The organism is Cellulomonas sp. GbtcB1 (assembly GCF_019091725.1).
Classification (GTDB): Bacteria; Actinomycetota; Actinomycetes; order Actinomycetales; family Cellulomonadaceae; genus Cellulomonas.
Window position 1 is genome coordinate 79,301 of sequence record NZ_JAGXJG010000010.1, and the last position, 22,689, is coordinate 101,989.

Genomic DNA, 22,689 nt, shown 5'->3' on the forward strand with positions numbered 1-22,689 from the left:
GGCGTCAGGCCGGTGGCGGCCCCGCGTCCACGTCCTCGTCGGCGACGATCCGCACGTCCCGCTTGGGCCGGATCAGCGCGACCGCGGCGACGAACCCGACCACGGAGCCGCCGAGGCCCCAGAAGAACTCGGACGAGCCGAGCGCGCGCCCGACGACGACGGCGCCGACCGTCGCGGCGGCGGTGATCGCGAGCGCCAGCAGCAGGTCGCGCATCGACACGCGGTCGCCCCAGATCTCGACGTACTGCTCGTCGCCTTGGCTCACGTTCCTCCTCAGGTCCGGACCGCCACCCTAGGACTCCCGCTGCGGGGAGCCTGTGCGGCGGTTGTGCGCGCGACGTGGACGTGCGGGTCGGAGCGCGGGTGGCCGACGGCCACTGTGGGGTGACCCGGCCCGTGGGGGCAACTCGGGGCGACGCGCCGGGGGCCGACACGCCGACGGTTCACCCGCTCCGGTGGCGGTCCGCCGCGGGGTGCGGACGATGGATGAGCATGAGCGACCAGACGACGCCCCAGGACCCGCAGACCCAGCACCCGGAGCCCGAGCAGCCGGCCCAGAACATCCCGCACCCCGGCCTGACGGACGACATGCCGCAGCAGCCCGACCACGGCGAGGAGTCGTACGTCGGCTCCGGCCGGCTCGAGGGGAAGCGCGCGCTGATCACCGGCGGCGACTCCGGCATCGGCCGCGCCGTCGCCCTGGCGTTCGCCCGCGAGGGCGCGGATGTCGCCATCTCCTACCTCCCGGACGAGGAGGAGGACGCGCAGGAGACGGTCCGGCTGATCGAGGACGCCGGTCGCCGCGCCCTCACCCTGCCCGGCGACATCCGCGACGAGGCGTTCTGCTCGGAGCTGGTGCAGCGCACCGTGTCCGAGCTCGGCGGGCTCGACGTGCTCGTCAACAACGCGGCCTTCCAGATGTCCCAGGACAACGGGCTGCTGGATCTCACGACCGAGCAGCTCGACCGCACGTTCAAGACGAACCTGTACGCGATGTTCTGGATCACCAAGGCCGCGCTGCCGCACCTGCAGCCGGGGTCGAGCATCATCAACACCACGTCGGTGCAGGCCTACGAGCCCAGCCCGCAGCTCATCGACTACGCCACCACCAAGGCCGGCATCCTCAACTTCACCAAGGCGCTGGCGCAGCAGGTCGCCGAGCAGGGCATCCGGGTCAACGCGGTGGCACCCGGGCCGATCTGGACCCCGCTGATCCCCGCGACGATGCCGGCGGAGAAGGTCAAGGAGTTCGGCGCGGACACCCCGCTGGGCCGCGCGGGCCAGCCGGCGGAGCTCGCCCCGGCGTACGTGTTCTTCGCGAGCCAGGAGAGCAGCTACATCACCGGCGAGCGCATCGGCGTCACCGGCGGCCGCTCCCTGGCCTGACCTCGGCGTCACGCGGCCAGGGCGCGGGCGCGGAGCAGGACCGCGTCGAGCATGTCCTCGGTCAGGCGGCCGGTGAAGGTGTTCTGCTGGCTGACGTGGAAGCAGCCCAGCAGGGTCAGCCGATCACCGGTCGCCGGGCGCTCCAGCACCACCTCGGCGCCGTGGCCGAACCGCGGGCGCGGGCGCGGCACCGCCCAGCCCTGCTCGGCGAGCGTGCGGAGCAGCGCGTCCCAGCCGAACGCCCCGAGCACGAGCGCCACCCGCGGCCGCACGATCTCGAGCTCCCGCGCCAGCCACGGCCCGCAGCGGTGCCGCTCCTCGGGCAGCGGCTTGTTGTCCGGCGGCGCGCAGTGCACGGGCGCCGTGATCCGGACGCCCGTGAGCGTCAGCCCGTCGCCGACGTGCGTCGAGTTCGGCTGAGAGGCCATGCCCACGCGGTGCATCGCGGCGAACAGGAAGTCGCCGGACCGGTCGCCGGTGAACATCCGGCCGGTCCGGTTGGCGCCGTGGGCGGCGGGCGCGAGGCCCACGACCAGCACGGGCGCGTCGGGGTCCCCGAAACCGGGCGCTGGGCGGGCCCAGTACTCCTGGTCCCGGTAGGCGGCGCGCTTCACGGTCGCGACGTGCTCCCGCCAGGCGACCAGCCGCGGGCAGGCGCGGCACTCGACCACGGCGCCGTCGAGCTCGGCGAGGTCGCGCGCGCCGGGCGCGGTCGCGGCGGGGAACCCGGGGTCGTCGGGCAGTGCGGACGGGACCACGCGCGTCAGGCGAACCGGTCCGGGTCGCCCGCGCCCGCGCGGACCACCTCGGGGTAGCCTTCCGACCAGTCGACGACCGTCGTCGGCTCCGCGGACACCTCGCCCGCCTCGATCACCGCGTCGACCACGTGGTCGAGCTCCTCCTTGACCGTCCAGCCGTCGGTCTGCGGCTCGGTGTCGCCCGGGAGGATCAGGGTCGAGGACAGCAGCGGCTCGCCGAGCTCGCGCAGGATCGCCTGCACCACCCGGGAGTCCGGGATGCGCACGCCGACGGTCTTCTTCTTGGGGTGCGCCAGCCGCCGGGGGACCTCCTTGGTCGCCGGGAGGATGAACGTGTACGGCCCCGGCGTCGCGGCCTTGATCGCCCGGAACGGCGCGTTGTCGAGCCGCACGAGCTGCCCGAGCTGGGCGAAGTCGGTGCACATGAGCGTGAAGTGGTGCTTGTCCGTCAGGTGCCGGATCGCGCGGATCCGGTCGGCGCCGGTGTGGCTCTCCATCCGGCAGCCGAGCGCGTACCCGGAGTCGGTGGGGTAGGCGATCAGCGCGTCGTCGCGCAGCAGCTGCACGACCTGGCCGATCGACCGGGCCTGCGGGTCGTGGGGGTGGACGTCGAAGAACCGGGCCATGCGGTCGAGGGTGGCACGGCGCCCGCGAGCCGACCACCCCGGGATCGGCGGCCGCGGCTCAGCCCAGCACCGCCACCAGGAAGTCGGCGTCCGGCCCGAACGGCCGCAGGTCCCAGGTCGCGAACCGGTGCTGCACGACGAACCCCGCGGCCGCGGCGTCGGCGTCGAGCGCCTCGAACGCGTACCCGCGCCCCGCGCCGAACCCGACGACCAGCCGCCCGCCGGGCGCGAGGTGCGCGCGGATCCGCCGCAGCACCTCGGCCTCCGTCCCCGGTGCGACGAACGTCAGCACGTTGCCCGCCATGACCGCGACGTCGAACGGCTCGGCGACGCCCGCCGCCGGCAGGTCCAGCTCGGCGAGGTCGCCGACGTGCCAGTCGCCCTCGGGGTGGTCGGCGCGCGCGGCCTCGACGAGCAGCGGGTCGACGTCGACCCCGACGACGGTGTGGCCCCGGAGCGCGAGCTCGCCGCCGACCCGGCCCGGACCGCAGCCGGCGTCCAGGACGCGGGACCCGCGGGGCACCATCGCGTCGATCATCCGGGCCTCGCCGGCCAGGTCGGCGCCCTCGGCCGCCATGGTGCGGAACCGGTCGACGTACCAGGCGGACCGGTCGGGGTTCTGCTGGCCGATCTGCTCCCACCGGGTGGGCTGGCGCATGACGCTCCTTCGGACGCGGCGGACGCGGGGCGGCACCGAGCCTAGGGCCAGGGCCGCCCCGTCGTCCGGGACCGCCGGGACGTCAGCGGTGGACGGCCCTCGTCGCCTTCTTCGCCGCCTTCGCCCCGGCCTTCTTGGCGGACGACGTCAGGGTGTCGATGAGGTACGACGCCGCGGCGCCCAGGATGACGACGTCCTTCGCGATCCCGACCCCGTCCGGGTTCGGCCGCGGGTCGCCCTCGCCGCGGTGCAGCGCCGGCGTGCGGAGGTACATGCCGACGAGCGCCGCGGAGAACGCGGTGAACCCGGTGGCGACGACGACGCGAGGCAGCACCGGGACCAGCAGCGCGGTGCCGAGGCCGACCTCGGCCGCGGCGAGCCCGGTCGTGAACGTCTTCGGGTCCACGCCGGACAGGAACGGGTACGCGCCCGCGGCGGTGCCGTGCAGGCCCTTGGCGGTCTCCTCGTCGGCGCCGAGCTTGTCGAGGCCGGAGTTCAGGATGTACGCGCCGGCGCCCAGGCGCAGCGGCAGGTGGCGGAGCTTCACGCGGTCCTCCTCGGGGGTGGGTGGTGCCTCGACGCTACGACCGCGCGCCGGGAGCCGCAGGGCGACGCCTTGACTTCGAGCGCACTCCAAGGAGGACCGTCGCGGACATGAGCCTCACCACCCGCACCCTCGGCAGCGCCGCGCACGGCACCGCCCTCACCGTCTCCGCCCTCGGGCTCGGCTGCATGGGCATGTCCGAGTTCTACGGGGCCACCTCCGCGCCCGGCTCCGACCAGGAGCGCGAGTCGGTCGCCACGATCCACCGCGCGCTCGACCTCGGCGTCACGCTGCTCGACACCGCCGACATCTACGGCCCCCACACCAACGAGCGCCTGGTCGGCCGCGCGATCGCCGGCCGTCGCGACGAGGTCGTGCTCGCCACCAAGTTCGGCATCGTCCGCGACCCCGACCCGACGGTGACCCGCCGCGGCGTCGACGGGCGGCCCGAGTACGTCCGCGCGGCGCTGGACGCCAGTCTGCAGCGGCTCGGCGTCGACCATGTGGACCTGTACTACATGCACCGGATGGACCCCAAGGTCCCCGTCGAGGACACCGTGGGCGCGCTCGCGGAGGCGGTCCGGGCCGGCAAGGTGCGGCACCTCGGGCTGTCCGAGGCGGGACCCGCGACGATCCGTCGCGCGCACGCCGTGCACCCGATCACCGCCGTGCAGACCGAGTACTCGCTGTGGACCCGGGACGTCGAGGCGGAGGTGCTGCCGACGCTGCGCGAGCTCGGCATCGGCCTGGTGCCGTACTCGCCGCTGGGCCGCGGCATGCTCACCGGGGCCATCGCGGCGCCGGACGACCTCGCGGCCGACGACTTCCGGCGGGCGAACCCCCGGTTCGCCCGGGAGGCGTTCGACGCCAACCGCGCGCTCGTCGAGCGGGTGCAGGCGCTCGCGGCCGAGCGCGGCGTCACCGCCGCGCAGCTCGCGCTCGCCTGGGTGCTGGCCCAGGGCGAGGACGTCGTGCCGATCCCCGGCACCCGCCGGGTCCGCTACCTGGAGCAGAACGTCGCGGCCGCGGACGTGCGGCTCACCGCCGAGGACCTCGCGGCGCTCGCGGACGCCGTGCCGCCGCAGGCCGTCGTCGGCGACCGGTACCCCGACATGTCGACCATCGGGCGGTGAGCGGCGCATGCTGAGGGGCGTGACCGAGGAGAGCCGCACCCTCACCATCGCCGAGGCCGCCACCGCGACCGGGCTGACCCCGCACACGCTCCGGTACTACGAGCGCGACGGGCTGCTGCTCGACGCGGTCGAGCGCGCGTCCTCGGGGCACCGCCGGTACACCGAGCGCGACCTCGGCTGGATCCACCTGCTCACCCGGCTGCGCGCCACCGGCATGCCGATCCGGGAGATCCGGGAGTACGCCGACCTGGTCCGGCAGGGCGAGGGCACCGAGCCGCAGCGGATGGCGCTGCTGCAGGCGCACCGGGACGCGGTGCGGGCGCAGCTGGCGGAGGTGACCGAGCACCTCGCGGCGATCGAGATGAAGATCGACGTCTACGCGGGGCGGCTGGGGTCCGGGGCTCCGGTGCCGGAGGCGGCCGCGGCGGCGGGCTGAGGGGCGCCGCCGCGTCACACCGGCGCCAGGTGCCCCGGCCGGACCTCGTAGTCCCCGGGCACCAGCACCACCTCGCCCCGCCCGCCGGTCAGCGCGCGCAGGTCGAGCGCGTACCGGACGACCTCCGCCTCCGGGACGACCGCCTCGATCCGCACCCGGCCGTCGTCGGTCGTGCTGCTCGAGCTGATCCGCCCGCGCCGCCCGGAGAGGTCGCCGAGCACGTCCCCCTGCGCCTCGGGCGGCACGACGACCGTGACCCGCAGCGTCGGCTCCAGCAGCACGGTGCCGGCGGAGGCGAGCGCGGCGCGGACGCCGGCGGCGGTGGCGGTGCGGAACGCCATGTCCGAGGAGTCGACCGCGTGCGCCTTGCCGTCGTGGACTTCGACCTGGACGTCGACGACGGGGTGCCCGAGCGGCCCACCCGCGGCGAGCGCCTCCGCGGCGCCGCGCTCGACGGCGGGCAGGTAGGACCGCGGCACCGCGCCGCCGACCACCGAGTCGACGAACGCGAAGCCGGAACCCGGAGGCAGCGGGCTGAGCCGCAGCTGCACGACGGCGAACTGCCCGTGCCCGCCGGACTGCTTCTTGAGCCGGCCCTCGGCCTCGGCGGCGCGGGCGATCGTCTCCCGGTACGCGATCCGCACCGGCTCGGTGGCGACGTGCACGCCGAACACCCGGGCCAGCCGCTCGACGGCCACCGCGAGGTGCGCGTCGCCGAGGCCCCGGAGGACCGCCTGGTGCGCGGTGCGCTCCACGACCAGGGTCGGGTCCTCGGCGGCGAGCCGGGTGAGCGCGCCGGACAGCTTGTCGTCGTCGGCCTGGCTGACCGGGACCAGCGCGAGGCCGAGCACGGGCGGCCGGGCGGGCAGCGTCGCGGGCCGGACCGGCTGGGCGCGCGAGGCGAGCAGCGTGCCGGTCGGGGCCGAGCCGAGCTTGGCGACCGCGGCGATCCCGCCCGCCGCGACCGCGTCGACCGGCAGGTGCTCCCGGCCCCGGAGCCGGAACAGGCCGTGCAGCCGCTCCTCGGTGCCGCCGGCGGTCGTCAGCCGGTCGCCCGAGCGCACGGTGCCGGACAGCACCTTGAACACCGACACCTGGCCGACGAACGGGTCGGCCACGGTGCGGAACACGTGCAGGACGGTCTCGCCGGCCGGGTCGGCGGGCAGCTCGGTCTCCGCGCCGTCGTCGGGGCCGCCGCCGCCGACCCGCAGCCGCGCGGGCCGGTCGGTCGGCGCCGGGCCGATCTCGCACACGAGGTCCGCGAGCCGGTCGATGCCGACCCCGGTGGCCGCGGAGGCGACCAGGACGGGCACGGCGCCCCCGGAGGCGACCTCGCGGGCGAGCGTGCGCTCGAGGTCCACCGGGCCGGGCTCGTCGCCGGACAGGTACCGCTCCAGCTGGTCGTCGTCGTGGGCGACGATCTCCTCCGTCACCTCGCCGTGCAGGCGGTGCTCCTCGTCGGCGACGTCGGCGGGGAGGTCGCAGTCGCGGTGCCGGCCGTCCGCCCCGTAGTCGAACCCGCGGTCCGAGAGCACGTCGGCGACGCCGTGCAGCGCCTGCTCCTCGCCGAGCGGCAGCTCCAGCGGCAGCACCGCGGCGGCGTCGTGCCCGGTGCGGACGGCGAGGTCACGCACCTGGTCGAGCACCCGGTGGAAGTCGGCGCGGGCACGGTCCTCCTGGGAGACGACGACGAGGCGGGGGATCCCCGCCTCGTCGCACCTGCGCCACGCCGCCTCCGTCCCGGACTGGACCCCGTCGACGGCACTCACCACCACCACCGCGAGGTCCGCGACCGCGAGGGCCGCGTCCACCGCCCCCGCGAAGTCCGGCGCCCCCGGGGTGTCCAGGAGGGTCATGCGGTGCGGGCGGCCCTGGCTGCACGTCCAGTCGAGGTCGGCCACGCCGAGCGCCACGGAGGAGCCGCGGGCCACCTCCTCCGGCTCGTGGTCGCAGACCGTCGAGCCGTCCTCGACCCGGCCGGCGCGGGGGACGGCCCCCGCGCGCAGCAGGAGGGCCTCGGCGAGTGTCGTCTTGCCGGATCCGGCGTGGCCGACGAGCGCCACGTTCCGGACCGTCGGCGTCGTTGCCGCGTCCATCGCACGTCCTTCTGGATCGGTGCCGGGACGGCCAGGCTAACCACGCGGGTCGCGGGAACGACAGGGACCTCGGTCGCTGGTGCGACCGAGGTCCCTGTGCTGCGCGTGCCCCCGCCGGGTGCGATCAGGACGCGGAGAGGATGTCCACCACGAAGACCAGCGTCGAGTTCGCCGGGATGCTGCCCGACTCCTGGTCGCCGTAGCCCAGCTCCGGCGGGATGATCAGCAGCACCTGGCTGCCGACCGTCTGGCCGACCAGGCCCTGCTGCCAGCCCTGGATGACGTTCGTCAGCGGGAAGGTCGTGGCCGAGCCGCGCTCCCAGGACGAGTCGAACGAGGTGCCGTCCCAGAGCCAGCCGCTGTACTGGACGGTGAGGGTCTGGCCCGCCTCGACGGCCGCGCCCGCGCCCTGGATCAGCGGCTGCACGACCAGCTCGGTCGGCGGGTCGGTGTCGAGCGGCTCGATCGACGGCGCGCCGTCCTCGTCGAGCGTGACGGTCGGCAGGCCCTCGGGCAGCGGGGTGACCGCGGTGCCCTCGGCGCGGGTCGGGACCGCCTCGGTGCCGACGACCTCGACCGCGAGCAGCGACGTCATGCCGTTGGCGGGGTTCGCGAACAGCAGGCGGGCGCCGATCTGCTGGCCGACGAGCTCGTCCAGCAGCACCGGCGGCAGGTTGTCGCTGGTCGCGAGGTACTGCTGCGGCTCGGCGCCGTAGGTGCCGCCGAGGGTGCTGCCGTCCTCGCCGCTCACCGCGGCGATGTTGACGGTGACCAGGTCGCCCTCGGCCACGGTGTCGCCCGTGCCCGGGGTGACGACCCGCGCGACCGGGGCGGACACCGAGAACGGCTGCTCGAAGTCGAACGCGGGCTCCTGGCCGGCGTCGCCGGTGAGGGTCACGGCCTCCAGCGCGGCGACGTCCTCGGCGGACGCGGTCGCGGCGGCCGTGGCGGACTCGGAGGCGCTGGGGGAGGCGGAGTCGTCGGAGCCCCCGTCGCTGCACGCGGCGAGCAGCAGCAGGGACGCGGCGAGGAGGGTGGCGGCCGTACGGCGCACGTGCTCGTCCTTCGGTCGGGTGCGGGGTTGCGGTGGGCCATCGTAGGCGCCCCGGCTGTGGCACTCCCGGGCCCGGTGCCCGGGGGCCGTGGTTCAGGGCCGCGCGACCATCGCGTCCGCGTGCCGCACGATCCAGCCCATCAGCGGCAGCAGGTGGTCGGCGAGCTCGCGGCCGAGCGGGGTGAGCGAGTAGTCGACCCGCGGCGGGATCGACGGGGTGGCCTCGCGGAGCACCAGGCCGTCCGCCTCGAGCGTGCGGAGCGTCGAGGCCAGCATCTTCTCGCTGATGCCCTCGACCAGCCGGCGCAGCTCGCCCCAGCGGAGCGTGCGCTCGGACAGCGCGACCAGGACGAGCACGCCCCACTTGCTGGTCACGTGGTCCAGCACGACCCGGCTCGGGCACGCGGAGGCGAGGACGCCGTCGGTGAGCAGGTCGCCCAGCACGGATCCAGGGACCGCCGGGGCCGTGTCCTCGATGCTTACCGCCATGCCAGTACCTTACGCGAAAGTGGGTACCGGCGACCGGGAAGGGTGGGCAGGGGTCGGCCGTTGGGGCAGGTGCCGGACGCGTCAGGCGGCCGGCCACGTCCACCTCGGAGGAGCTCCACCATGTCGATCGTCGTCACCGGCGCCACCGGCCACCTCGGCCGCCTCGTCGTCACCCACCTGCTCGCCGACGGCGTCCCGGCCGACCAGATCGTCGCCGCCGGCCGCCGCACCGAGACCCTCGCGGACCTCGCCGAGCGCGGCGTGCGCGTCGCGACGCTCGACTACGGGCAGCCGGAGACGATCGCCGCCGCGCTCGAGGGCGCCGAGACCGTGCTGCTGGTGTCGGGCAGCGAGGTCGGGCAGCGCGTCGAGCAGCACCGCGCCGTGATCGAGGCCGCGAAGGCCGCCGGCGTGGGCCGCCTCGTGTACACGTCCGCGCCGAAGGCCGACACCTCGCCGCTGGTGCTCGCCCCGGAGCACAAGGCCACCGAGGAGATCCTCCGCGCGTCCGGTCTGACGTACACGATCCTGCGGAACGGCTGGTACACCGAGAACTACCTCGGCGACGTGCAGCAGGCGCGGGAGACCGGCGAGATCGTCGGCTCGTTCGGCGACGGCCGGGTGGCGTCCGCGCCGCGCGACGACTTCGCCGCGGCGGCCGCCGTCGTGCTGCGCACCGAGGGCCACGACGACGCCGTGTACGAGCTGTCCGGCGACGAGGCGTGGGGCTTCGACGAGCTCGCCGCGGCCGCGTCCGAGGTGCTGGGCCGCCCGGTCGTCTACCGCGCGGTGTCGCCCGAGCAGCGCGCCGCCGACCTCGCCGCCGCGGGCCTGGACGAGGGCACCGTCGGCTTCGTGGTCGCCCTGGAGGGGAACACCCGCGACGGCCTGCTGGCGGAGACCTCGGGCGACCTGTCCCGCCTGATCGGCCGCCCGACCACCCCGCTGGTCGACGCCCTCCGCACGGCGCTCGCCCAGGCCTGACCGCTGGGCCGGCCGCTCCGGATGCCGGGGCGGCCGGTCGGTGTGAGGCTCGATCGCATGACGCGATTCGGGTACACCCTCATGACCGAGCAGTCCGGGCCCAAGCAGCTCGTGGGGTACGCGGCCGACGCCGAGGAGACCGGCTTCGACTTCGTGGTCTCCTCGGACCACTACTTCCCGTGGGTCGACGAGCAGGGCCACGCGCCGTACGCGTGGTCGCTGCTCGGCGCCGTCTCCCAGGTGACCTCCCGCGTCGACCTGATGACCTACGTGACCTGCCCGACCGTGCGGTACCACCCGGCCGTCGTCGCGCAGAAGGCCGCCACCCTCGGCGTCCTGTCCGACGGCCGGTTCACCCTGGGCCTCGGCGCGGGCGAGAACCTCAACGAGCACGTGGTCGGCGAGCGCTGGCCCGCGGTCGGCGAGCGGCACGACATGCTCGAGGAGGCGATCGAGATCATCCGGTCGCTGCTCGACGGCGACCGCCTGACGTTCGACGGCGTGCACTTCCGCACCGACTCCGCGCAGCTCTGGGACCTCCCGGACACCCCGGTCGAGATCGGCGTGGCGGTCTCGGGCGCGCAGTCGGTGTCCCGGTTCGCCCCGCTGGCCGACCACCTGGTCGCGACCGACCCCGAGGCGGACCTGCTGCGGTCCTGGGACGAGGCCCGTGCCCAGGCCGCGGACGCGATCGGCGGGCAGACCCCGCCGCCGTCCCGCAAGATCGGCCAGATCCCGATCTCGTGGGATCCTGACCTGGCGACGGCCAAGGAGCGGGCGCACGAGCAGTTCCGCTGGTTCGCCGGCGGCTGGAGCGTGAACGCCGACCTGCCGACGACCGAGGCCTTCGCGGCCGCGAGCCAGTTCGTCCGGCCGGACGACGTCGCCGAGACCATCCCGTGCGGCCCCGACCTCGACGCGATCGTCGCCAAGATCCAGCCGTACTGGGAGGCCGGGTTCACCGACATCGCGCTGGTCCAGGTCGGCGACCAGGCGCAGCAGCGGTTCCTCGACGAGGTCGCGGGCCCGCTGCTCGAGAAGCTCCGGGACGCGGCCCCGACGTCCTGAACCCCGCCGTTGCGCAACCGTACGGTTTCACACCCGAGCAGTTGAGAGGGAGGTGCGGCCGATGGCCGTCACCGCGTTCCAGGACCTGCCGCTGGCCGACCGCGACCGCGAGTGGGACGGCGCCGCCGCCGAGAAGCGCGTCCGCGCGTGGGCGGACGCCGCGGACGAGCCGAACGAGAAGTACCGGGACGCGCACGTCTGGTACGACGCCGACGCGAAGCAGAACTTCACCGCGTACAAGCTCCTGGTCGCCGACGTCGTGGGTGGGAAGCTCGTCGCGGTGCCGCGGGGCGTGTTCGCCGCGGCGGCCGTGATGCAGGGTTCGCGCGGCGGGGTCGACCTGCCGTCGAAGGACGTCGACCGGGTGAAGAGCCACCTCGCGAAGTACTACGCGAAGCTCGACGAGACGCCGCCCTGGGAGGACTGAGGTCGGCTCGGGCGGCCGCGGCCGTGCGCACCGCCTCGCCGCACCCGCCGGCGGGGGCGTCCGGGGCCGGGGCCGACGGGGGAGCGGACGTGCCGATTCGGCCGCCCGAATCGGCGCGGATCGCGTGACTCGGGGCTCCGGTGCGCCCACCATGGGGCACCGTGCCACCCACCGACCGGGCCCCCGGGGCCCCCGCCGTCGCGCCCACCGCCCGCCAGATCCGCCGCTGGCGCCGCTACCTCGCGGACGAGCGCGCCGAGGCCGCCGCCTACCGCGACCTCGCCTCGCGCCGCACGGGCGAGGAGCGCGCGATCCTGCTCGCCCTCGCGGATGCGGAGAAGCGGCACGAGCAGCACTGGCTCGACCTGCTCGGTGACCGCGTCGGCCGCCCGCTGCCCGGCGACATCCGGTCCCGGGTGCTCGGCGCGCTCGCGCGGCGGTTCGGCGGCGTGTTCGTCCTCGCGCTCGCCCAGCGCGCCGAGGCGAGGTCCGGCTACGGCGACGAGGCCGACGCCACCCCGACCATGGCGGCGGACGAGCGGATCCACGAGGAGGTCGTGCGCAGCCTCGCCATGCGCGGGCGCAGCCGGATGTCCGGCACGTTCCGCGCCGCGGTGTTCGGCGCCAACGACGGCCTGGTGAGCAACCTGGCGCTGGTGCTCGGCATCGGGGCGAGCGGCGTCGCGACGTCGACGGTCCTGCTGACCGGCCTCGCGGGTCTGCTCGCCGGCGCGCTGTCGATGGGCGCGGGCGAGTACGTGTCGGTGCGGTCGCAGCGCGAGCTCCTGGAGGCGTCCCGGCCCAGCGCGCAGGCGCGGGACGCGCTGCCGCACCTCGACCTCGACGCGAACGAGCTCGCCCTGGTCTACCGCGCGCGGGGCATGGGCGCCGACGAGGCCCAGGCCCGGGCGGCCATGGTGCTGGCGGACCTGTCGGCGGTCGGTGGTGCCGCCGCCGCGCTTCCGGCCCAGGACGCGGCGAGCGCGGGCGAGGAGGTCGACGAGCACGAGACCGTCGGCAGCGCGATGGGCGCGGCGCTGGCGTCGTTCTGCTTCTTCGCCGGCGGCGCCATCGTGCCCGTCGTGCCGTACCTCATGGGGCTCGAGGGCTGGGCCGCGGTTGCGCTGGCCTCCGGCCTCGTCGGCATCGCGCTGCTCGGCACCGGCGCGACCGTCGGGGTGCTGTCGGGCTCGTCGCCCGCGAAGCGCGCCCTGCGGCAGCTGGCGATCGGCTTCGGCGCCGCCGCGGCCACGTACCTGCTGGGGCTGGCGTTCGGGACGTCGGCGGCCTGACGCGGTCCCGCGTCGCCCGGGATGTCCACCCTGTGGGATGTCTCACAGAGGGGGTGAGGTAAGCCTTGCCTTCGGGTTACGGTGACGACATGACAGCGTCCACCGCCGCACCGGCCGTCACCACGCCGTTCCGGTTCTTCGACGTCCGGGTGTCGCGGATCGTGGACCTCAGCCCGTCGTTCCGCCGGTTCACGTTCACCGGCGAGGACCTCGACCAGTTCGCCGACAACGGCTTCGACCAGCGCATCAAGCTGCTGCTCCCGCTGCCCTGCGGCTACGACGTCGTCCCGACCGGCGAGTCCTGGTACCTGCAGTGGCGGGAGCTGCCGGACGAGCTCCGGCACCCGATCCGCACCTACACGGCGCGGACCGCCCGCAACGACCTGCGCGAGCTCGACGTCGACATGGTGCTGCACGGCGACGCCGGCCCGGCGTCCGCGTGGGCCGGCTGCGCCCAGGTCGGCGACTCGCTCGTCATCCTCGGCCCGAACCGCGAGCACGAGGGCCCGTCGGGCGGCGTCGACTTCGTCCCGCCGGCGCACGCCGACCGCCTGCTGCTCGCCGGCGACGAGACCGCCGCGCCCGCCATCGCCGGCATCCTCGAGCGGCTGCCCCGCGACGCCCGCGGCGAGGCCCTGATCGAGGTCCCGGTCACCGGCGACGCCATCCCCGTCGACGCCCCGGCCGGCGTGACCGTCCGCTGGCTGCCGCGCGACGGTGCCGCGCACGGCTCGCTGCTCGTCCCCGCGGTGCAGGCCGCGTGCAAGCGGCTCATGCCGCACGACGCCCCGCTGCCCGAGGGCATGGAGCTCGAGGACGTCGACATCGACTCCGGGATCCTGTGGGAGGTGCCGGTCGACTTCGAGACCGGCGAGCCGTACCGGCAGTCGGCGGCGCTGTACGCGTGGCTCGCGGGGGAGGCCGGGGCGATCAAGACCCTGCGCCGGCACCTCGTCGGGACGTGCGGGGTGGACCGGAAGGCCGTGGCGTTCATGGGGTACTGGCGCGAGGGGCGGGCCGAGGGGGCCTGAGAGGCCCTGCCGACCTGATCGACCCCGCCGCGGCGCCGAGCGGCCCGGGCTGCGCCGACGTCAGACGCACGCCCAGCAGTACAGCGCCTCACCGCGCTCGCGCGCGCCCCGCGCGAGCCTGGCCAGGTCGCGCAGGAACTCCGCCAGCGACTGCGGGTCGGAGATCCCGGCGAGCTCGTCGGTCCGGGACCACGGGACGGCCACCGCCGCGAGCTCCGCGGCGTCCGCCCGGGTGAGGGCATCCACGACGACGTCGTCGACCCGCAGGACCACCTCCGCGCCGTCGTCCTGCACCGCCACCGGGTCACGCCGGTCGGCGGCGGCGAGCACCTCGTCGAACGTCCGCCCGGTCAGCAGGGCGGTGACGGTGCCGAGCACCACCACCGGGTCGATGCTCCCGCCCGCCACGGTCGGGAACCCCGAGCCCGCGGCGGCCGCGGCCGGGAGGGGTGCCCCGTGCGGCCACCCGGCCGGCGCCGGGACGCCGGCCGGTCCGCCGTCCCGGTCCACGACCTCGGCGGCGGACTCGTCGGACGGCGCGGCGAAGTAGTCGCAGATCAGGCCCATGCCGACCATCCTGCCCGGTCACGCGGCCGGGGACGAGGCGCCCGTCGCCGCGCCGCGGGCGCTACACCTCGACCAGCTCCGCCCCGTCGGTCGGCTGGTCGCCCAGCGCGGCGCTCCGGACCGCCGGGTCCTCGTAGGTGTTCCAGTAGTACGTCCCGGTGCGCGACGAGAACAGCCCGGTGTAGATCGTCTTCTCGAACTCGCCGGAGGCCATGGCCGCGGCACCGTCCACCATCGCCACCTGCTGCAGCGTGTGGAACGCGCGGCTGACGTTCTCCTCCTCCGTCGCCTTCTCGGGGTAGTGCGCGTGCACGTAGGCCGCGCGGACGAACCGCGACGGCGAGGAGTAGTCGCCCGGGACCCCGCGCATGTGCGAGCCCGAGCCGAACGGCGTCAGCTTCGCCCGGCCGACCACGGTCTCGTCGGGGAACTCCGGCGAGACGTTGAGGTAGTTCCGCAGGTTCTCGTGGTGCCAGCCGAAGCCGGGCTGGTTCGTCAGGACGTCGACGTCGTCGTCGAAGACGTGCAGGCCGTCGCTCGTGTGCTCCAGGACGATCGCGCGGTCCGCGTCCCCGACGAGCCAGTGCAGCAGCGAGCTCGGGTAGCGCTCGTCGACCGGCCGGTCCACGACGACGACGTCGCGGAGCGCCGCCTCGACCTCGTCGACCGACGAGAACTGCGCGGCCACCCAGAACGGCAGCTCGAAGGCGGCGACGTTCGTCGCGCCGTCGACCGGTCCCGGGGCGTACCGCGCGTACCCCGGGAAGTTGAGGCCCGCGACGGCGAGCCCGGCGTCGTTGCCGCAGTCGAAGTACAGCGGCGTGCCCGCCTCCACGATCCCCATGCCGATGACCGCGTGCCGGACCGCCGTGACGGCGCCGAACGGCGACCGCGGGCGGTACCCCGTCGGCGTCACCACGACGTGCTCGCCGTAGCCGCTGGTCCAGTCGAGATTCCGTGCCAGGTAGAGATGGCCCTGGCCGTCCGAGAACCGGATTCCTGTGCACATGTCGAAGCCCCCTGCCGGAGCGGCGCCTCGACCCGGAGCGTCTCGCAGCCGCGGTCGGGCTCGCTCGTCGTCGGCGTCCGAGCCCCCTGCGTACCGCCCGGACGCGCGCGTCGAGCATCCCGCGGGAGAGTGCGGTCGGCATCTGGGCGAGTGCGTCGACCCGCGCCGCGGGCCAGAGTGGAGCCCGTGAATCGGAAGCACCAGCGACTCCTCGGCGCGGTCGGCGCCGTCGTCTTCGCCGTGCTCGCCGTGACGTTCGCGGTGCGCGGCGGGACGCTCGACCTCGTGATGGCGGTGCTCGCCACGGCGGTGGCGGCCGCCCACGCGTACACGGCGGTCAGGGGACCGAGGCCGCCGCGCTGACGCGCCCCGCCGACCCGGGCGCGGGTGTGGCCTACTCGCGCGGCAGCGGCGCCTCGCCCCGGGCCGCCCTGCGGCGGGCGTCGAGCTCGGCGAGCACCTGACCGAGGATCACGCACGCCATGCCGGCAGCGGTCCACCAGTTCTGGAGCACGACCGACACCACGCCGATGACGACCGCCACCACCACGAGGCCCAGCCGGAATCCGCGCACCTCGTCAGCCTGCCACGCCCGGGGGCGCCGCGGGGCCGGAACGCCGGCGGGGACCGGCTGCGTTCCGACGCGCCCGTCAGCCCGCCGGCACCCGCAGCCGCGCGCTCGTGCCCTGCCCCGGCCGCGACCGCAGGTCGACCGCCCCGCCGTGCCGCTCGGCGACGACACGCACCAGCGCCAGGCCGAGCCCCGACCCCGGTGTGCCCCGGGCCTGCTCGCCGCGGGCCAGCTCGTCGAACACCGAGTCGAGCTCGTGCGCGGGGATCCCGGTGCCCGAGTCGGCGACCTCGATCTCCACGACCCCGTCGTCGTCCCGCCCGCGCACCTCGACGGTCGACCCGGCGGGGGAGAACTTCAGCGCGTTCGCCAACAGGTTGTAGACGGCCAGGTAGAGCAGGTCGACGTCGCCGCGGACGTGCGGCAGCGGCCACGGCGCCTGCGGGAGCTGGACGGTGATCGTGCGCGGGACGCCGGACACGGCGGCCTGGTCCCGGAGGTCCGCGACCGCGTCCTGGACCACCTGTGCCAGGTCCACGTCCTCGCGCTCCAGCGGGCGGGTCTCGAGCTCGGCGATCTTGCGCAGCTCGGCGACCAGCGTCGACAGCCGGGCGGTCTGCTGCTGGAGCGTGTCGTGGGCGCGTGCCGCGGCCGGGTCGAGCGCCGACGGGTCCGGCACGACGCCCGGGAGCGCGGCGCGCAGCGCGGTGACCGGGTTCTTCATCTCGTGGTCGAGCCGCAGCAGGAACCGGCGGTGCGCGGCGCGCTCCTCCGCCCGGCCTGCGCGGTCGGCGACCTCCGCAGCGGAGGCCGCGGCACGGCGCCGGTCGCGCGCGGCCGCCAGCGCCAGCAGGACGACGGCGGTCAGCAGCAGGCCGGGCGCGGCGAGCGCGACGGGCAGGGGCGTGCCGACCACCACGCGCAGGGACCTGCCCGACGCGAGCGCGACGGCCGCCCCGAGCAGGCCGAGGACGGCGGGGACCAGGGCGAGCAGGACCGCGACGCGGCCCCTCACGGCCGGGTCCCGCGCTGCACCGGGCCGCAGAACCGGTAGCCGCCCGCCGGCACGGTCTCGACGTAGCGCGGCGCGGCCGCGTCGTCGCCGAGGACGCGGCGGATCTCCGCGACCCGGTGGTCGACGGCACGGCTGCTCACCGCCAGCTCGAAGCCCCACAGCGCCTGCAGCAGCCGCTCGCGGGTGTGCAGCTCGTCGGGGTGCGTCATCAGGTAGTCGAGCAGCAGCGACGCCTTGGGGGTCAGCGCGACCTCGCGACCGGCGACCCACACGCGCCGTGCCGTCCGGTCCAGGACCAGGTCGCCGCTGACCAGCCGCTCGGCCGAGGCGAGGGACGGCTGGCCCGGCACCGCCCGGCGGAGGACGGCGCGGACCCGGGCGTGCAGCTCCTGGGGGTCGAACGGCTTGTTCAGGTAGTCGTCGGCGCCCTCGTCGAGCGCCGCGGACCGCTCCGAGGACTCGCCGACCTGGGTCAGCAGGACCACGGGCGTCCAGTCGCCGGCCGCGCGCAGCCGGCGGACCACGGACCGGCCGTCGAGCCGTGGCATGAGCACGTCGCACACCAGGATGTCGGGGCGCCACCGGGCGTGCGCGGCCAGTGCGGCCTCGCCGTCGGCGGCGGTCTCGACCTCCATGCCGCTCCGGGTGAGGAACGAGGCGAGGCCGTCGCGGATCGCCTCCTCGTCGTCGACCAGCAGGACGCGCGGCGCGTCCGAAGTCACCGCGTCCCGCCCCACACCAGGAAGCCGGTGACGACGAGCGCGACGACCACGTAGGTCGCGAGCGCCAGGTAGCCGAGAACCAGGCCGATCACCGCGCACGCGGTGCCGCCCTCGCCCCGGGTCCGGATCTGGCGCAGCGCGACGTGCCCCGTGACGACCGGGACGACGGCGAACCCGAGCAGGCCCAGGACGAGGGTGACGACGGCGAGGGCGTTGGTCGGCCGGGTGACGATCTGCGGGTACGGCTGCGGGGCGGGCCGGTACGGCTGCGGGGTGCTCATCTGCGGGCTCCAGGCGTCGTGACGGGTCGGTCGGAACGGGCCGGGCGGGCGGCGGGGGTCATCCCGGCGCCACCGCGCCGTAGGCGCTGCCCGGGGTGTCGCCGGACACCGTCGGGGTGCCCTCCTCCCAGGTCACGGTCACGGCGGACGACTCGATGGTCACGGTGGTGACGCTGCGGACCGCGACCTGGGCGCCGGCGCCGGCGACCACCAGGTGCCCGACGTCGCCGGCCACGACGACCGCGGCCGCGCCGTCGACCGTGAGGGTGCCGCAGTCGTCCGTGACCTCGACGGCCGCCCCCGCCCGGCTCACGGCAGCGTCGCCGCCGGCGCAGGCGATCTGGGCGGTGGTGACCGGGAGGAGCGTGGCGCGGCCGGGAAGCGCGGGGCCGTCCGCGCCGTCGTCGGAGGCGGGGACGCGGGTCTTCGTGCCGCCGGACGGGCTCGTCCCGGCGTCCGGGGCCGGCCCGGCGTCCCGGTCGGGGGGCGTCTCGGACGTCGGGTGCGGTGACGCCGGCGCCGCGTCCGCGTCGACGACCTCGACGCTGCAGCCGGCCAGGACGAGGGCGAGGACGCCCGCGGCCGCGACGACGGGGCCCACCGACCGGCGCCTCACGACGTCACCCCGGGCAGCAGGATCTCCACGCGCCGGTTCAGCTGCCGGCCCGCCGGGTTGTCCTGCCCGTCGACCTCGTTCGGCGCGACCGGTCGGTCCTCGCCGTGGCCGACGACGTCGAACGCGGTGCCGACGCCGCCCCGGGCGAGGTGGTCGGCCACGGCCTGCGCGCGGTCCTCGGAGAGCCGCTGGTTGAACTCGGCGGACGACACGGAGTCGGTGTGCCCCTCGACGGACCCGGCGGGCGCCGCCACGCCCGCGAGGGCCGTCGCCAGCGCATCCAGGGACGCCTCGGCGTCCGGCCGGATCTCCGCGGACCCGAAGTCGAACAGCACCCCGGCGTCGAGGGTGAGCGTAGCGCCGCACGAGGGCACCGGGGCGATGGTCCCCATCGAGGGGAAGGCGCCGAGCCGGGGCACGCGCGGCAGCGGGTCGACCTCGACCGGCACGCCGTCCACGGTCCCGGTGCCGTCGCCGAAGTTCTGCACGGTCAGCGTGCCGTCGGAGTACATCCCCGAGCCGTCGCCGTAGTTGACGATCCGGGTCTCCCCGTCGGACGCGACGCCGGACCCGTCCCCGTAGTTGACGACCGACCGGTCGCCGCGGGACCAGCCGCCGCCGCCGTCGGTGTGCACGTAGACGTGGGTGGTCCCGTCGTCGTAGACGCCCGAGCCGTCGCCGTAGCTCACGACCGAGACCCCGTCGGCGGCGTAGGTGCCCGAGCCGTCGCCGTAGACGGTCACCGTGGTGCCGTTCAGCACGTAGGTGCCCGACCCGTCCCCGTAGTTCACGACCGACCCGTCCGGAGCGGTGAACACGCCCGAGCCGTCGCCGTAGGTCAGCAGCGCACCCCGACCGACCTCGACCGCGCCGCTCGCGTCGCAGTGCGTCGGCGTGACCGTCACGCCCGGGATGTCGCCGACGGCGGCGTCGACGTCGAGCGCGAACCCGGCGAGCGAGGCGTCGAGCATCGACAGGTCCGGCAGCACGATCAGCGGGACGGGCGGGATCTCCCCGGGCTCGTACCCGGCGACGGCGGGGAGCGTCGGCGTCGGCGCGGGCGCACGGGTGGTCGCCGCGGGCGAGGCGGCGGGGCGGTCCCGGTCGTCGGCCTTCTCCGGCGCGTCGGTGCCGCAGGCGGTCAGGACGACCAGGGCGGCGGCGGTGAGCAGGGCGTGGCGGCCTCGCGGCTGAAGCGGCATGGCAGCACCGTAGGGGAGCGCGGGCCGGCGCGGGTCGCCGGTCTGTCGCAGCGTCGTCGCAGGTCTGCGACACGAGCGCGGAGGTCGCGGCGGGGCTCAGGTGGGTGGCTCGGTCCCGGTCACGTGCACGTCCGCGATGTGCACGTCGACCGTCACCCGCGCCGGCTCCAGCGGCACGCCGAGCGTCCGCTCGACCTCGGCCAGCACCGCCGCCCGCGCGGCCTCGGCGTCCGGCCCGATCGGGGACCCGTAGGCGACGCTCAGCCGCAGCGCCACGCCGTCGAGCTCGACCTCGGGGCCGACGTCGACCTGGACGTCGAGCACCCGCGCCGGGGTCGCGCCGTCGACCGCCCGCCGCAGCCGGTCGACGAGCACGGGCGTCGCGACGGTGAACCGCCCGTCGGAGTGCCGGCCCGCCACGTGCGGCGCGGGGCGGAGCGTGCGCCGGACCCGTTCGAGCACGGCCTCCCGCGCCCGCACCCAGCCCGCGTCGGTGATCTCCCGGAGCGTGCCGGCGGCGCGCGCGACCACCTCGTCGGGGTGGTCGTGGTCCGCCGGTCGCCCGGAGGGGTCGCGGTCTACCGCCATGGCGCCAACCTCCTCCCCAGCGTGGTCCGCGCCCGGTGCACGGCGCCGCGCACCGCGTCGGCCGTCGTCGCCTGCACTCGCGCGACCTCGGCGTAGGACATGCGCTCCACCTCCACCAGCATCCAGCACGCCCGCTGCATCGGGGGCAGCTCGCGCAGGGCGATCTCGAGGGCGGCGCGCAGGTCCGCGGCCTCGACCACGGCGATCGGGTCCCCCGGGTCCGCGGGGAGCGCCGCCTCCTCGGGCAGCGGGGACGCGGGGTGCCGTGCGTCGGTCCGGACGCGGCGGCGGACGGTGTTCGTCAGGATGCCGAACAGCCAGGTCCGGACGGCCGCCTCGCCCCGGAAGCGGTCCGCCGACAGCCACGCGGAGACGAGCGCCTCCTGGACGCAGTCCTCGGCCGCGCCGTCGTCGTGCAGCATCCGCCGGGCGTACCGGTACATGGCCGCGCCGTGCCGATCGACCAGGGCCGCGAACGCGTCCCGGTCGCCGAGTCGCGCGCGCCGGACCAGCTCGGCGTCGTCCTCACCGGGCCTCACGAGCGTGAACCTAGCGTGTGACCCAGATCACAGCCACCGGAGCGTGAGGACCGGTGGTGCGCGGGCACCCACTCCTGTCAGGACGGTGCGGACGAGCCGCCATCCGGGCCCGCGACCGGCGGGCCGGGCCGCCGCACCCGACGAGGAGGACGACATGACCGGCACCACGCCCACCCAGGCCGGGACCAATGACGCCCAGGAGCTGACGCCCAAGGACCGCACCCGAGCCGTCGCGAGCGCGCTCAGCACCGAGCGCGGGACCACCACGATCGCCGACACTGTGGTCAGCAAGATCGCCGGGATCGCGGCGCGCGACGTCGCCGGCGTGCACGACGTCGGCGGCGGCGCCCAGCGCGCGTTCGGCGCCCTCCGCGAGCGCATCCCGGGCGGCTCGACCAACTACTCGCAGGGGGTCAGCGTCGAGGTCGGGCAGTCCGAGGCGGCCGTCGACGTGGACATCGTGGCCGAGTACGGGGTCGCGATCGCCGACGTGGCCGAGGCGGTGCGTCGCTCGATCGTCACGGGCATCGAGCGGATGACCGGGCTCCGCGTCATCGAGGTGAACGTCAGCGTGAACGACGTCTGGCTGCCGCAGGACGACGAGCAGGACGGCGAGCCCGCGCAGCCGCGGGTCCAGTGACCGGGCACGCGCTGCCGGTGCCGACGGCGGACCCGGCGGCCGCGGCCGCCCACGCCGTGCGGGCCGCCGCGCTCGCGGTGCCGGGCGTCGTCCGGCTGAGCGCCGGCCCGCTCGGCGAGGTCGGGACGTACCTGGCGGGGGAGCGCGTCGGGGGCGTGCGCCTGGCGCCGGACGGGGTGCACGTGCACGTCGTCGTGGTCGCCGACCTGCCGATCCCGGGGACCGCCGCCGCGGTGCGTGCCGCGGTCGCGGCGGCCGCCGGCGACGGGTCGCCGGTGCACGTGCACGTCGAGGACGTGGACCCCGCGGGGCAGCAGTCCCGCGGGTCGCAGGTCCCGCTCCGCGGGACCGGGAAGGACGCGTGATGAGCTCGATGACGACGACCGGCCTGCTGGCCGGCCTGCTGCTCGCGGTGGCGATCACCACGGGCGGCCTGGTGGGCTTCCTGCTCGCCCTGGTGCTCGGCGGCCTCGGCCTGGTGGTCGGGGCGCACGCCGACGGGCGGATCGACCTCGGGGCGGTGCTCGGGGGGCGGCGCCGTGGCTGACGTCCTCGCCCCGGCGGCGTCGTCGGCCCCGGCGTACGCGGGCGGGGGCCGGGTCACGGTCGCCGACCGCGGCGTCGCCCGGGTGGCCCGGCGGGCGGCCGAGCGCGCCTCGACGCCGGTCCGCCGCGGCCCCGTGGGCACGGACCTGCCGCACGTGGACGTCGAGGTGGCCGGTCGGCGGGTGCGGGTGGCGGCACGGGTCGCCGGGACCTGGCCCGAGCCGGCCGCCGACGTGGCGTCCCGGGTCGCGGGCGCGGTCCGCGGCGAGCTCGAGGAGCTCGTCGGGGTCCGGGTCGACGACGTGCTCGTCACCGTCGAGGCCGTGGTGGCCGCGGCCGAGGCGCGCCGGAGGGTGTCGTGAGCGCGGCGGCCCACGTGGCGCCGCCGGCCGCGGCGGCGCGCCCGGCCCG

At 75.9% G+C, this 22,689-nt stretch carries 31 protein-coding genes; 13 read left to right on the forward strand and 18 right to left on the reverse strand.

From position 1 onward, the window contains the following. Window positions 1-4: 4 nt before the first annotated feature. The gene (locus tag KVT14_RS05815) at window positions 5-265 is read right to left on the reverse strand and encodes a hypothetical protein (RefSeq protein ID WP_217614803.1); all 261 of its coding nucleotides are present in this window, start codon (window positions 263-265) and stop codon (window positions 5-7) included. 227 nt (window positions 266-492) lie between these two features. Between KVT14_RS05815 and KVT14_RS05820 the strand changes: the two genes are divergently transcribed. Beyond that, on the forward strand, window positions 493-1,386 hold the full coding sequence (locus tag KVT14_RS05820) for an SDR family oxidoreductase (protein ID WP_217614804.1): 894 nt from the start codon (window positions 493-495) through the stop codon (window positions 1,384-1,386). Window positions 1,387-1,394: 8 nt separating this feature from the next. Here KVT14_RS05820 and KVT14_RS05825 read toward each other — a convergent pair whose 3' ends face one another. The 4 genes from KVT14_RS05825 to KVT14_RS05840 all read right to left on the reverse strand — a co-directional run bounded on the left by KVT14_RS05825 (window position 1,395) and on the right by KVT14_RS05840 (window position 3,975). Next, entirely contained in the window at window positions 1,395-2,144 is a 750-nt protein-coding gene (locus KVT14_RS05825) for a uracil-DNA glycosylase (protein ID WP_308160914.1), read from the reverse strand. A 5-nt stretch (window positions 2,145-2,149) separates the two neighbouring features. Further along, window positions 2,150-2,770 (reverse strand): L-threonylcarbamoyladenylate synthase, encoded by a 621-nt coding sequence (locus KVT14_RS05830; protein ID WP_217614805.1) that lies wholly within the window; start codon window positions 2,768-2,770, stop codon window positions 2,150-2,152. Between the two features lie 58 nt (window positions 2,771-2,828). Next, entirely contained in the window at window positions 2,829-3,428 is a 600-nt protein-coding gene (locus tag KVT14_RS05835; protein WP_217614806.1) for a bifunctional 2-polyprenyl-6-hydroxyphenol methylase/3-demethylubiquinol 3-O-methyltransferase UbiG, read from the reverse strand. Window positions 3,429-3,510: 82 nt separating this feature from the next. Beyond that, the gene (locus tag KVT14_RS05840; RefSeq protein WP_147794982.1) at window positions 3,511-3,975 is read right to left on the reverse strand and encodes a hypothetical protein; all 465 of its coding nucleotides are present in this window, start codon (window positions 3,973-3,975) and stop codon (window positions 3,511-3,513) included. 107 nt (window positions 3,976-4,082) lie between these two features. Here KVT14_RS05840 and KVT14_RS05845 point away from each other — a divergent pair, with 107 nt between their 5' ends. Both KVT14_RS05845 and KVT14_RS05850 read left to right on the forward strand, forming a co-directional pair. Next, on the forward strand, window positions 4,083-5,105 hold the full coding sequence (locus tag KVT14_RS05845; RefSeq protein ID WP_217614807.1) for an aldo/keto reductase: 1,023 nt from the start codon (window positions 4,083-4,085) through the stop codon (window positions 5,103-5,105). Window positions 5,106-5,124: 19 nt separating this feature from the next. After that, complete coding sequence (locus KVT14_RS05850) at window positions 5,125-5,541, forward strand: MerR family transcriptional regulator (RefSeq protein WP_308160915.1); 417 nt, start codon at window positions 5,125-5,127, stop codon at window positions 5,539-5,541. Window positions 5,542-5,555: 14 nt separating this feature from the next. On the opposite strand, the gene KVT14_RS05855 is transcribed toward KVT14_RS05850, so the two are convergent. The 3 genes from KVT14_RS05855 to KVT14_RS05865 form a co-directional block, all read right to left on the reverse strand. Continuing rightward, window positions 5,556-7,637: an elongation factor G gene (locus tag KVT14_RS05855; protein WP_217614809.1), complete on the reverse strand. Its 2,082-nt coding sequence runs from the start codon at window positions 7,635-7,637 to the stop codon at window positions 5,556-5,558. Between the two features lie 124 nt (window positions 7,638-7,761). Next, entirely contained in the window at window positions 7,762-8,691 is a 930-nt protein-coding gene (locus KVT14_RS05860; RefSeq protein ID WP_217614810.1) for an FKBP-type peptidyl-prolyl cis-trans isomerase, read from the reverse strand. 93 nt (window positions 8,692-8,784) lie between these two features. Next, window positions 8,785-9,180 (reverse strand): helix-turn-helix domain-containing protein, encoded by a 396-nt coding sequence (locus KVT14_RS05865; RefSeq protein ID WP_217614811.1) that lies wholly within the window; start codon window positions 9,178-9,180, stop codon window positions 8,785-8,787. A gap of 120 nt (window positions 9,181-9,300) precedes the next feature. On the opposite strand from KVT14_RS05865, the gene KVT14_RS05870 reads away from it, so the two are divergent. The 5 genes from KVT14_RS05870 (at window position 9,301) to KVT14_RS05890 (ending at window position 13,982) form a co-directional block, all read left to right on the forward strand. Further along, entirely contained in the window at window positions 9,301-10,164 is an 864-nt protein-coding gene (locus tag KVT14_RS05870) for an SDR family oxidoreductase (RefSeq protein WP_217614812.1), read from the forward strand. Between the two features lie 57 nt (window positions 10,165-10,221). Beyond that, window positions 10,222-11,232 (forward strand): TIGR03557 family F420-dependent LLM class oxidoreductase, encoded by a 1,011-nt coding sequence (locus tag KVT14_RS05875; protein ID WP_217614813.1) that lies wholly within the window; start codon window positions 10,222-10,224, stop codon window positions 11,230-11,232. A 61-nt stretch (window positions 11,233-11,293) separates the two neighbouring features. Further along, window positions 11,294-11,659 (forward strand): hypothetical protein, encoded by a 366-nt coding sequence (locus tag KVT14_RS05880; protein ID WP_217614814.1) that lies wholly within the window; start codon window positions 11,294-11,296, stop codon window positions 11,657-11,659. Window positions 11,660-11,820: 161 nt separating this feature from the next. Then, window positions 11,821-12,951: a VIT1/CCC1 family protein gene (locus KVT14_RS05885; protein WP_217614815.1), complete on the forward strand. Its 1,131-nt coding sequence runs from the start codon at window positions 11,821-11,823 to the stop codon at window positions 12,949-12,951. An 89-nt stretch (window positions 12,952-13,040) separates the two neighbouring features. Beyond that, the gene (locus KVT14_RS05890; protein WP_217614816.1) at window positions 13,041-13,982 is read left to right on the forward strand and encodes a siderophore-interacting protein; all 942 of its coding nucleotides are present in this window, start codon (window positions 13,041-13,043) and stop codon (window positions 13,980-13,982) included. Between the two features lie 60 nt (window positions 13,983-14,042). Here KVT14_RS05890 and KVT14_RS05895 read toward each other — a convergent pair whose 3' ends face one another. Together KVT14_RS05895 and bsh are read right to left on the reverse strand one after the other, a co-directional pair. After that, window positions 14,043-14,549, reverse strand: a complete 507-nt coding sequence (locus KVT14_RS05895; RefSeq protein ID WP_217614817.1) for a hypothetical protein — start codon at window positions 14,547-14,549, stop codon at window positions 14,043-14,045. A gap of 61 nt (window positions 14,550-14,610) precedes the next feature. Then, window positions 14,611-15,558 carry a choloylglycine hydrolase gene (gene bsh, locus KVT14_RS05900; protein ID WP_217614818.1) on the reverse strand — a complete coding sequence of 316 codons (948 nt, stop codon included), beginning with the start codon at window positions 15,556-15,558 and terminating at the stop codon, window positions 14,611-14,613. A gap of 186 nt (window positions 15,559-15,744) precedes the next feature. On the opposite strand from bsh, the gene KVT14_RS05905 reads away from it, so the two are divergent. Next, entirely contained in the window at window positions 15,745-15,921 is a 177-nt protein-coding gene (locus tag KVT14_RS05905) for a hypothetical protein (protein WP_217614819.1), read from the forward strand. 31 nt (window positions 15,922-15,952) lie between these two features. On the opposite strand, the gene KVT14_RS05910 is transcribed toward KVT14_RS05905, so the two are convergent. From KVT14_RS05910 to KVT14_RS05945, 8 genes are all read right to left on the reverse strand, one after another. Continuing rightward, complete coding sequence (locus KVT14_RS05910) at window positions 15,953-16,132, reverse strand: hypothetical protein (RefSeq protein ID WP_217614820.1); 180 nt, start codon at window positions 16,130-16,132, stop codon at window positions 15,953-15,955. A 76-nt stretch (window positions 16,133-16,208) separates the two neighbouring features. Further along, the gene (locus KVT14_RS05915; protein WP_217614821.1) at window positions 16,209-17,144 is read right to left on the reverse strand and encodes a sensor histidine kinase KdpD; all 936 of its coding nucleotides are present in this window, start codon (window positions 17,142-17,144) and stop codon (window positions 16,209-16,211) included. Then, on the reverse strand, window positions 17,141-17,866 hold the full coding sequence (locus KVT14_RS05920) for a response regulator transcription factor (RefSeq protein ID WP_217614822.1): 726 nt from the start codon (window positions 17,864-17,866) through the stop codon (window positions 17,141-17,143). The genes KVT14_RS05915 and KVT14_RS05920 overlap by 4 nt, the downstream gene beginning before the upstream one ends. Then, entirely contained in the window at window positions 17,863-18,147 is a 285-nt protein-coding gene (locus tag KVT14_RS05925; protein ID WP_217614823.1) for a DUF4190 domain-containing protein, read from the reverse strand. Before KVT14_RS05925 ends, KVT14_RS05920 begins: the two co-directional genes overlap by 4 nt. Before the next feature lie 58 nt (window positions 18,148-18,205). After that, window positions 18,206-18,748: a DUF3060 domain-containing protein gene (locus KVT14_RS05930; protein ID WP_217614824.1), complete on the reverse strand. Its 543-nt coding sequence runs from the start codon at window positions 18,746-18,748 to the stop codon at window positions 18,206-18,208. A gap of 11 nt (window positions 18,749-18,759) precedes the next feature. After that, on the reverse strand, window positions 18,760-19,965 hold the full coding sequence (locus KVT14_RS05935) for an OmpA family protein (protein ID WP_217614825.1): 1,206 nt from the start codon (window positions 19,963-19,965) through the stop codon (window positions 18,760-18,762). Between the two features lie 96 nt (window positions 19,966-20,061). Beyond that, window positions 20,062-20,553 carry a hypothetical protein gene (locus KVT14_RS05940; protein WP_217614826.1) on the reverse strand — a complete coding sequence of 164 codons (492 nt, stop codon included), beginning with the start codon at window positions 20,551-20,553 and terminating at the stop codon, window positions 20,062-20,064. Next, on the reverse strand, window positions 20,544-21,092 hold the full coding sequence (locus KVT14_RS05945) for an RNA polymerase sigma factor (RefSeq protein ID WP_217614827.1): 549 nt from the start codon (window positions 21,090-21,092) through the stop codon (window positions 20,544-20,546). The genes KVT14_RS05940 and KVT14_RS05945 overlap by 10 nt, the downstream gene beginning before the upstream one ends. Before the next feature lie 154 nt (window positions 21,093-21,246). On the opposite strand from KVT14_RS05945, the gene KVT14_RS05950 reads away from it, so the two are divergent. Genes KVT14_RS05950 through KVT14_RS05965 form a run of 4 tightly spaced genes read left to right on the forward strand, consistent with a single transcriptional unit; the run spans window position 21,247 to window position 22,640 of the window. Next, window positions 21,247-21,732 (forward strand): Asp23/Gls24 family envelope stress response protein, encoded by a 486-nt coding sequence (locus KVT14_RS05950; protein ID WP_217614828.1) that lies wholly within the window; start codon window positions 21,247-21,249, stop codon window positions 21,730-21,732. Then, entirely contained in the window at window positions 21,729-22,097 is a 369-nt protein-coding gene (locus KVT14_RS05955; protein WP_217614829.1) for a hypothetical protein, read from the forward strand. Before KVT14_RS05950 ends, KVT14_RS05955 begins: the two co-directional genes overlap by 4 nt. After that, window positions 22,097-22,279, forward strand: a complete 183-nt coding sequence (locus KVT14_RS05960; protein WP_217614830.1) for a DUF2273 domain-containing protein — start codon at window positions 22,097-22,099, stop codon at window positions 22,277-22,279. Before KVT14_RS05955 ends, KVT14_RS05960 begins: the two co-directional genes overlap by 1 nt. Further along, on the forward strand, window positions 22,272-22,640 hold the full coding sequence (locus KVT14_RS05965; RefSeq protein WP_217614831.1) for a hypothetical protein: 369 nt from the start codon (window positions 22,272-22,274) through the stop codon (window positions 22,638-22,640). The genes KVT14_RS05960 and KVT14_RS05965 overlap by 8 nt, the downstream gene beginning before the upstream one ends. The last annotated feature ends 49 nt before the right edge of the window (window positions 22,641-22,689 follow it).

Coding starts and splice junctions, on each gene's coding strand:
- KVT14_RS05820 (WP_217614804.1), top strand. CDS start 493: ATGAGCGACCAGACGACGCCCCAGGACCCGCAGACCCAGCACCCGGAG.
- KVT14_RS05830 (WP_217614805.1), bottom strand. CDS start 2,770: ATGGCCCGGTTCTTCGACGTCCACCCCCACGACCCGCAGGCCCGGTCG.
- KVT14_RS05835 (WP_217614806.1), bottom strand. CDS start 3,428: ATGCGCCAGCCCACCCGGTGGGAGCAGATCGGCCAGCAGAACCCCGAC.
- KVT14_RS05845 (WP_217614807.1), top strand. CDS start 4,083: ATGAGCCTCACCACCCGCACCCTCGGCAGCGCCGCGCACGGCACCGCC.
- KVT14_RS05855 (WP_217614809.1), bottom strand. CDS start 7,637: ATGGACGCGGCAACGACGCCGACGGTCCGGAACGTGGCGCTCGTCGGC.
- KVT14_RS05865 (WP_217614811.1), bottom strand. CDS start 9,180: ATGGCGGTAAGCATCGAGGACACGGCCCCGGCGGTCCCTGGATCCGTG.
- KVT14_RS05870 (WP_217614812.1), top strand. CDS start 9,301: ATGTCGATCGTCGTCACCGGCGCCACCGGCCACCTCGGCCGCCTCGTC.
- KVT14_RS05875 (WP_217614813.1), top strand. CDS start 10,222: ATGACGCGATTCGGGTACACCCTCATGACCGAGCAGTCCGGGCCCAAG.
- KVT14_RS05880 (WP_217614814.1), top strand. CDS start 11,294: ATGGCCGTCACCGCGTTCCAGGACCTGCCGCTGGCCGACCGCGACCGC.
- KVT14_RS05890 (WP_217614816.1), top strand. CDS start 13,041: ATGACAGCGTCCACCGCCGCACCGGCCGTCACCACGCCGTTCCGGTTC.
- KVT14_RS05895 (WP_217614817.1), bottom strand. CDS start 14,549: ATGGGCCTGATCTGCGACTACTTCGCCGCGCCGTCCGACGAGTCCGCC.
- bsh (WP_217614818.1), bottom strand. CDS start 15,558: ATGTGCACAGGAATCCGGTTCTCGGACGGCCAGGGCCATCTCTACCTG.
- KVT14_RS05925 (WP_217614823.1), bottom strand. CDS start 18,147: ATGAGCACCCCGCAGCCGTACCGGCCCGCCCCGCAGCCGTACCCGCAG.
- KVT14_RS05935 (WP_217614825.1), bottom strand. CDS start 19,965: ATGCCGCTTCAGCCGCGAGGCCGCCACGCCCTGCTCACCGCCGCCGCC.
- KVT14_RS05940 (WP_217614826.1), bottom strand. CDS start 20,553: ATGGCGGTAGACCGCGACCCCTCCGGGCGACCGGCGGACCACGACCAC.
- KVT14_RS05950 (WP_217614828.1), top strand. CDS start 21,247: ATGACCGGCACCACGCCCACCCAGGCCGGGACCAATGACGCCCAGGAG.
- KVT14_RS05960 (WP_217614830.1), top strand. CDS start 22,097: ATGAGCTCGATGACGACGACCGGCCTGCTGGCCGGCCTGCTGCTCGCG.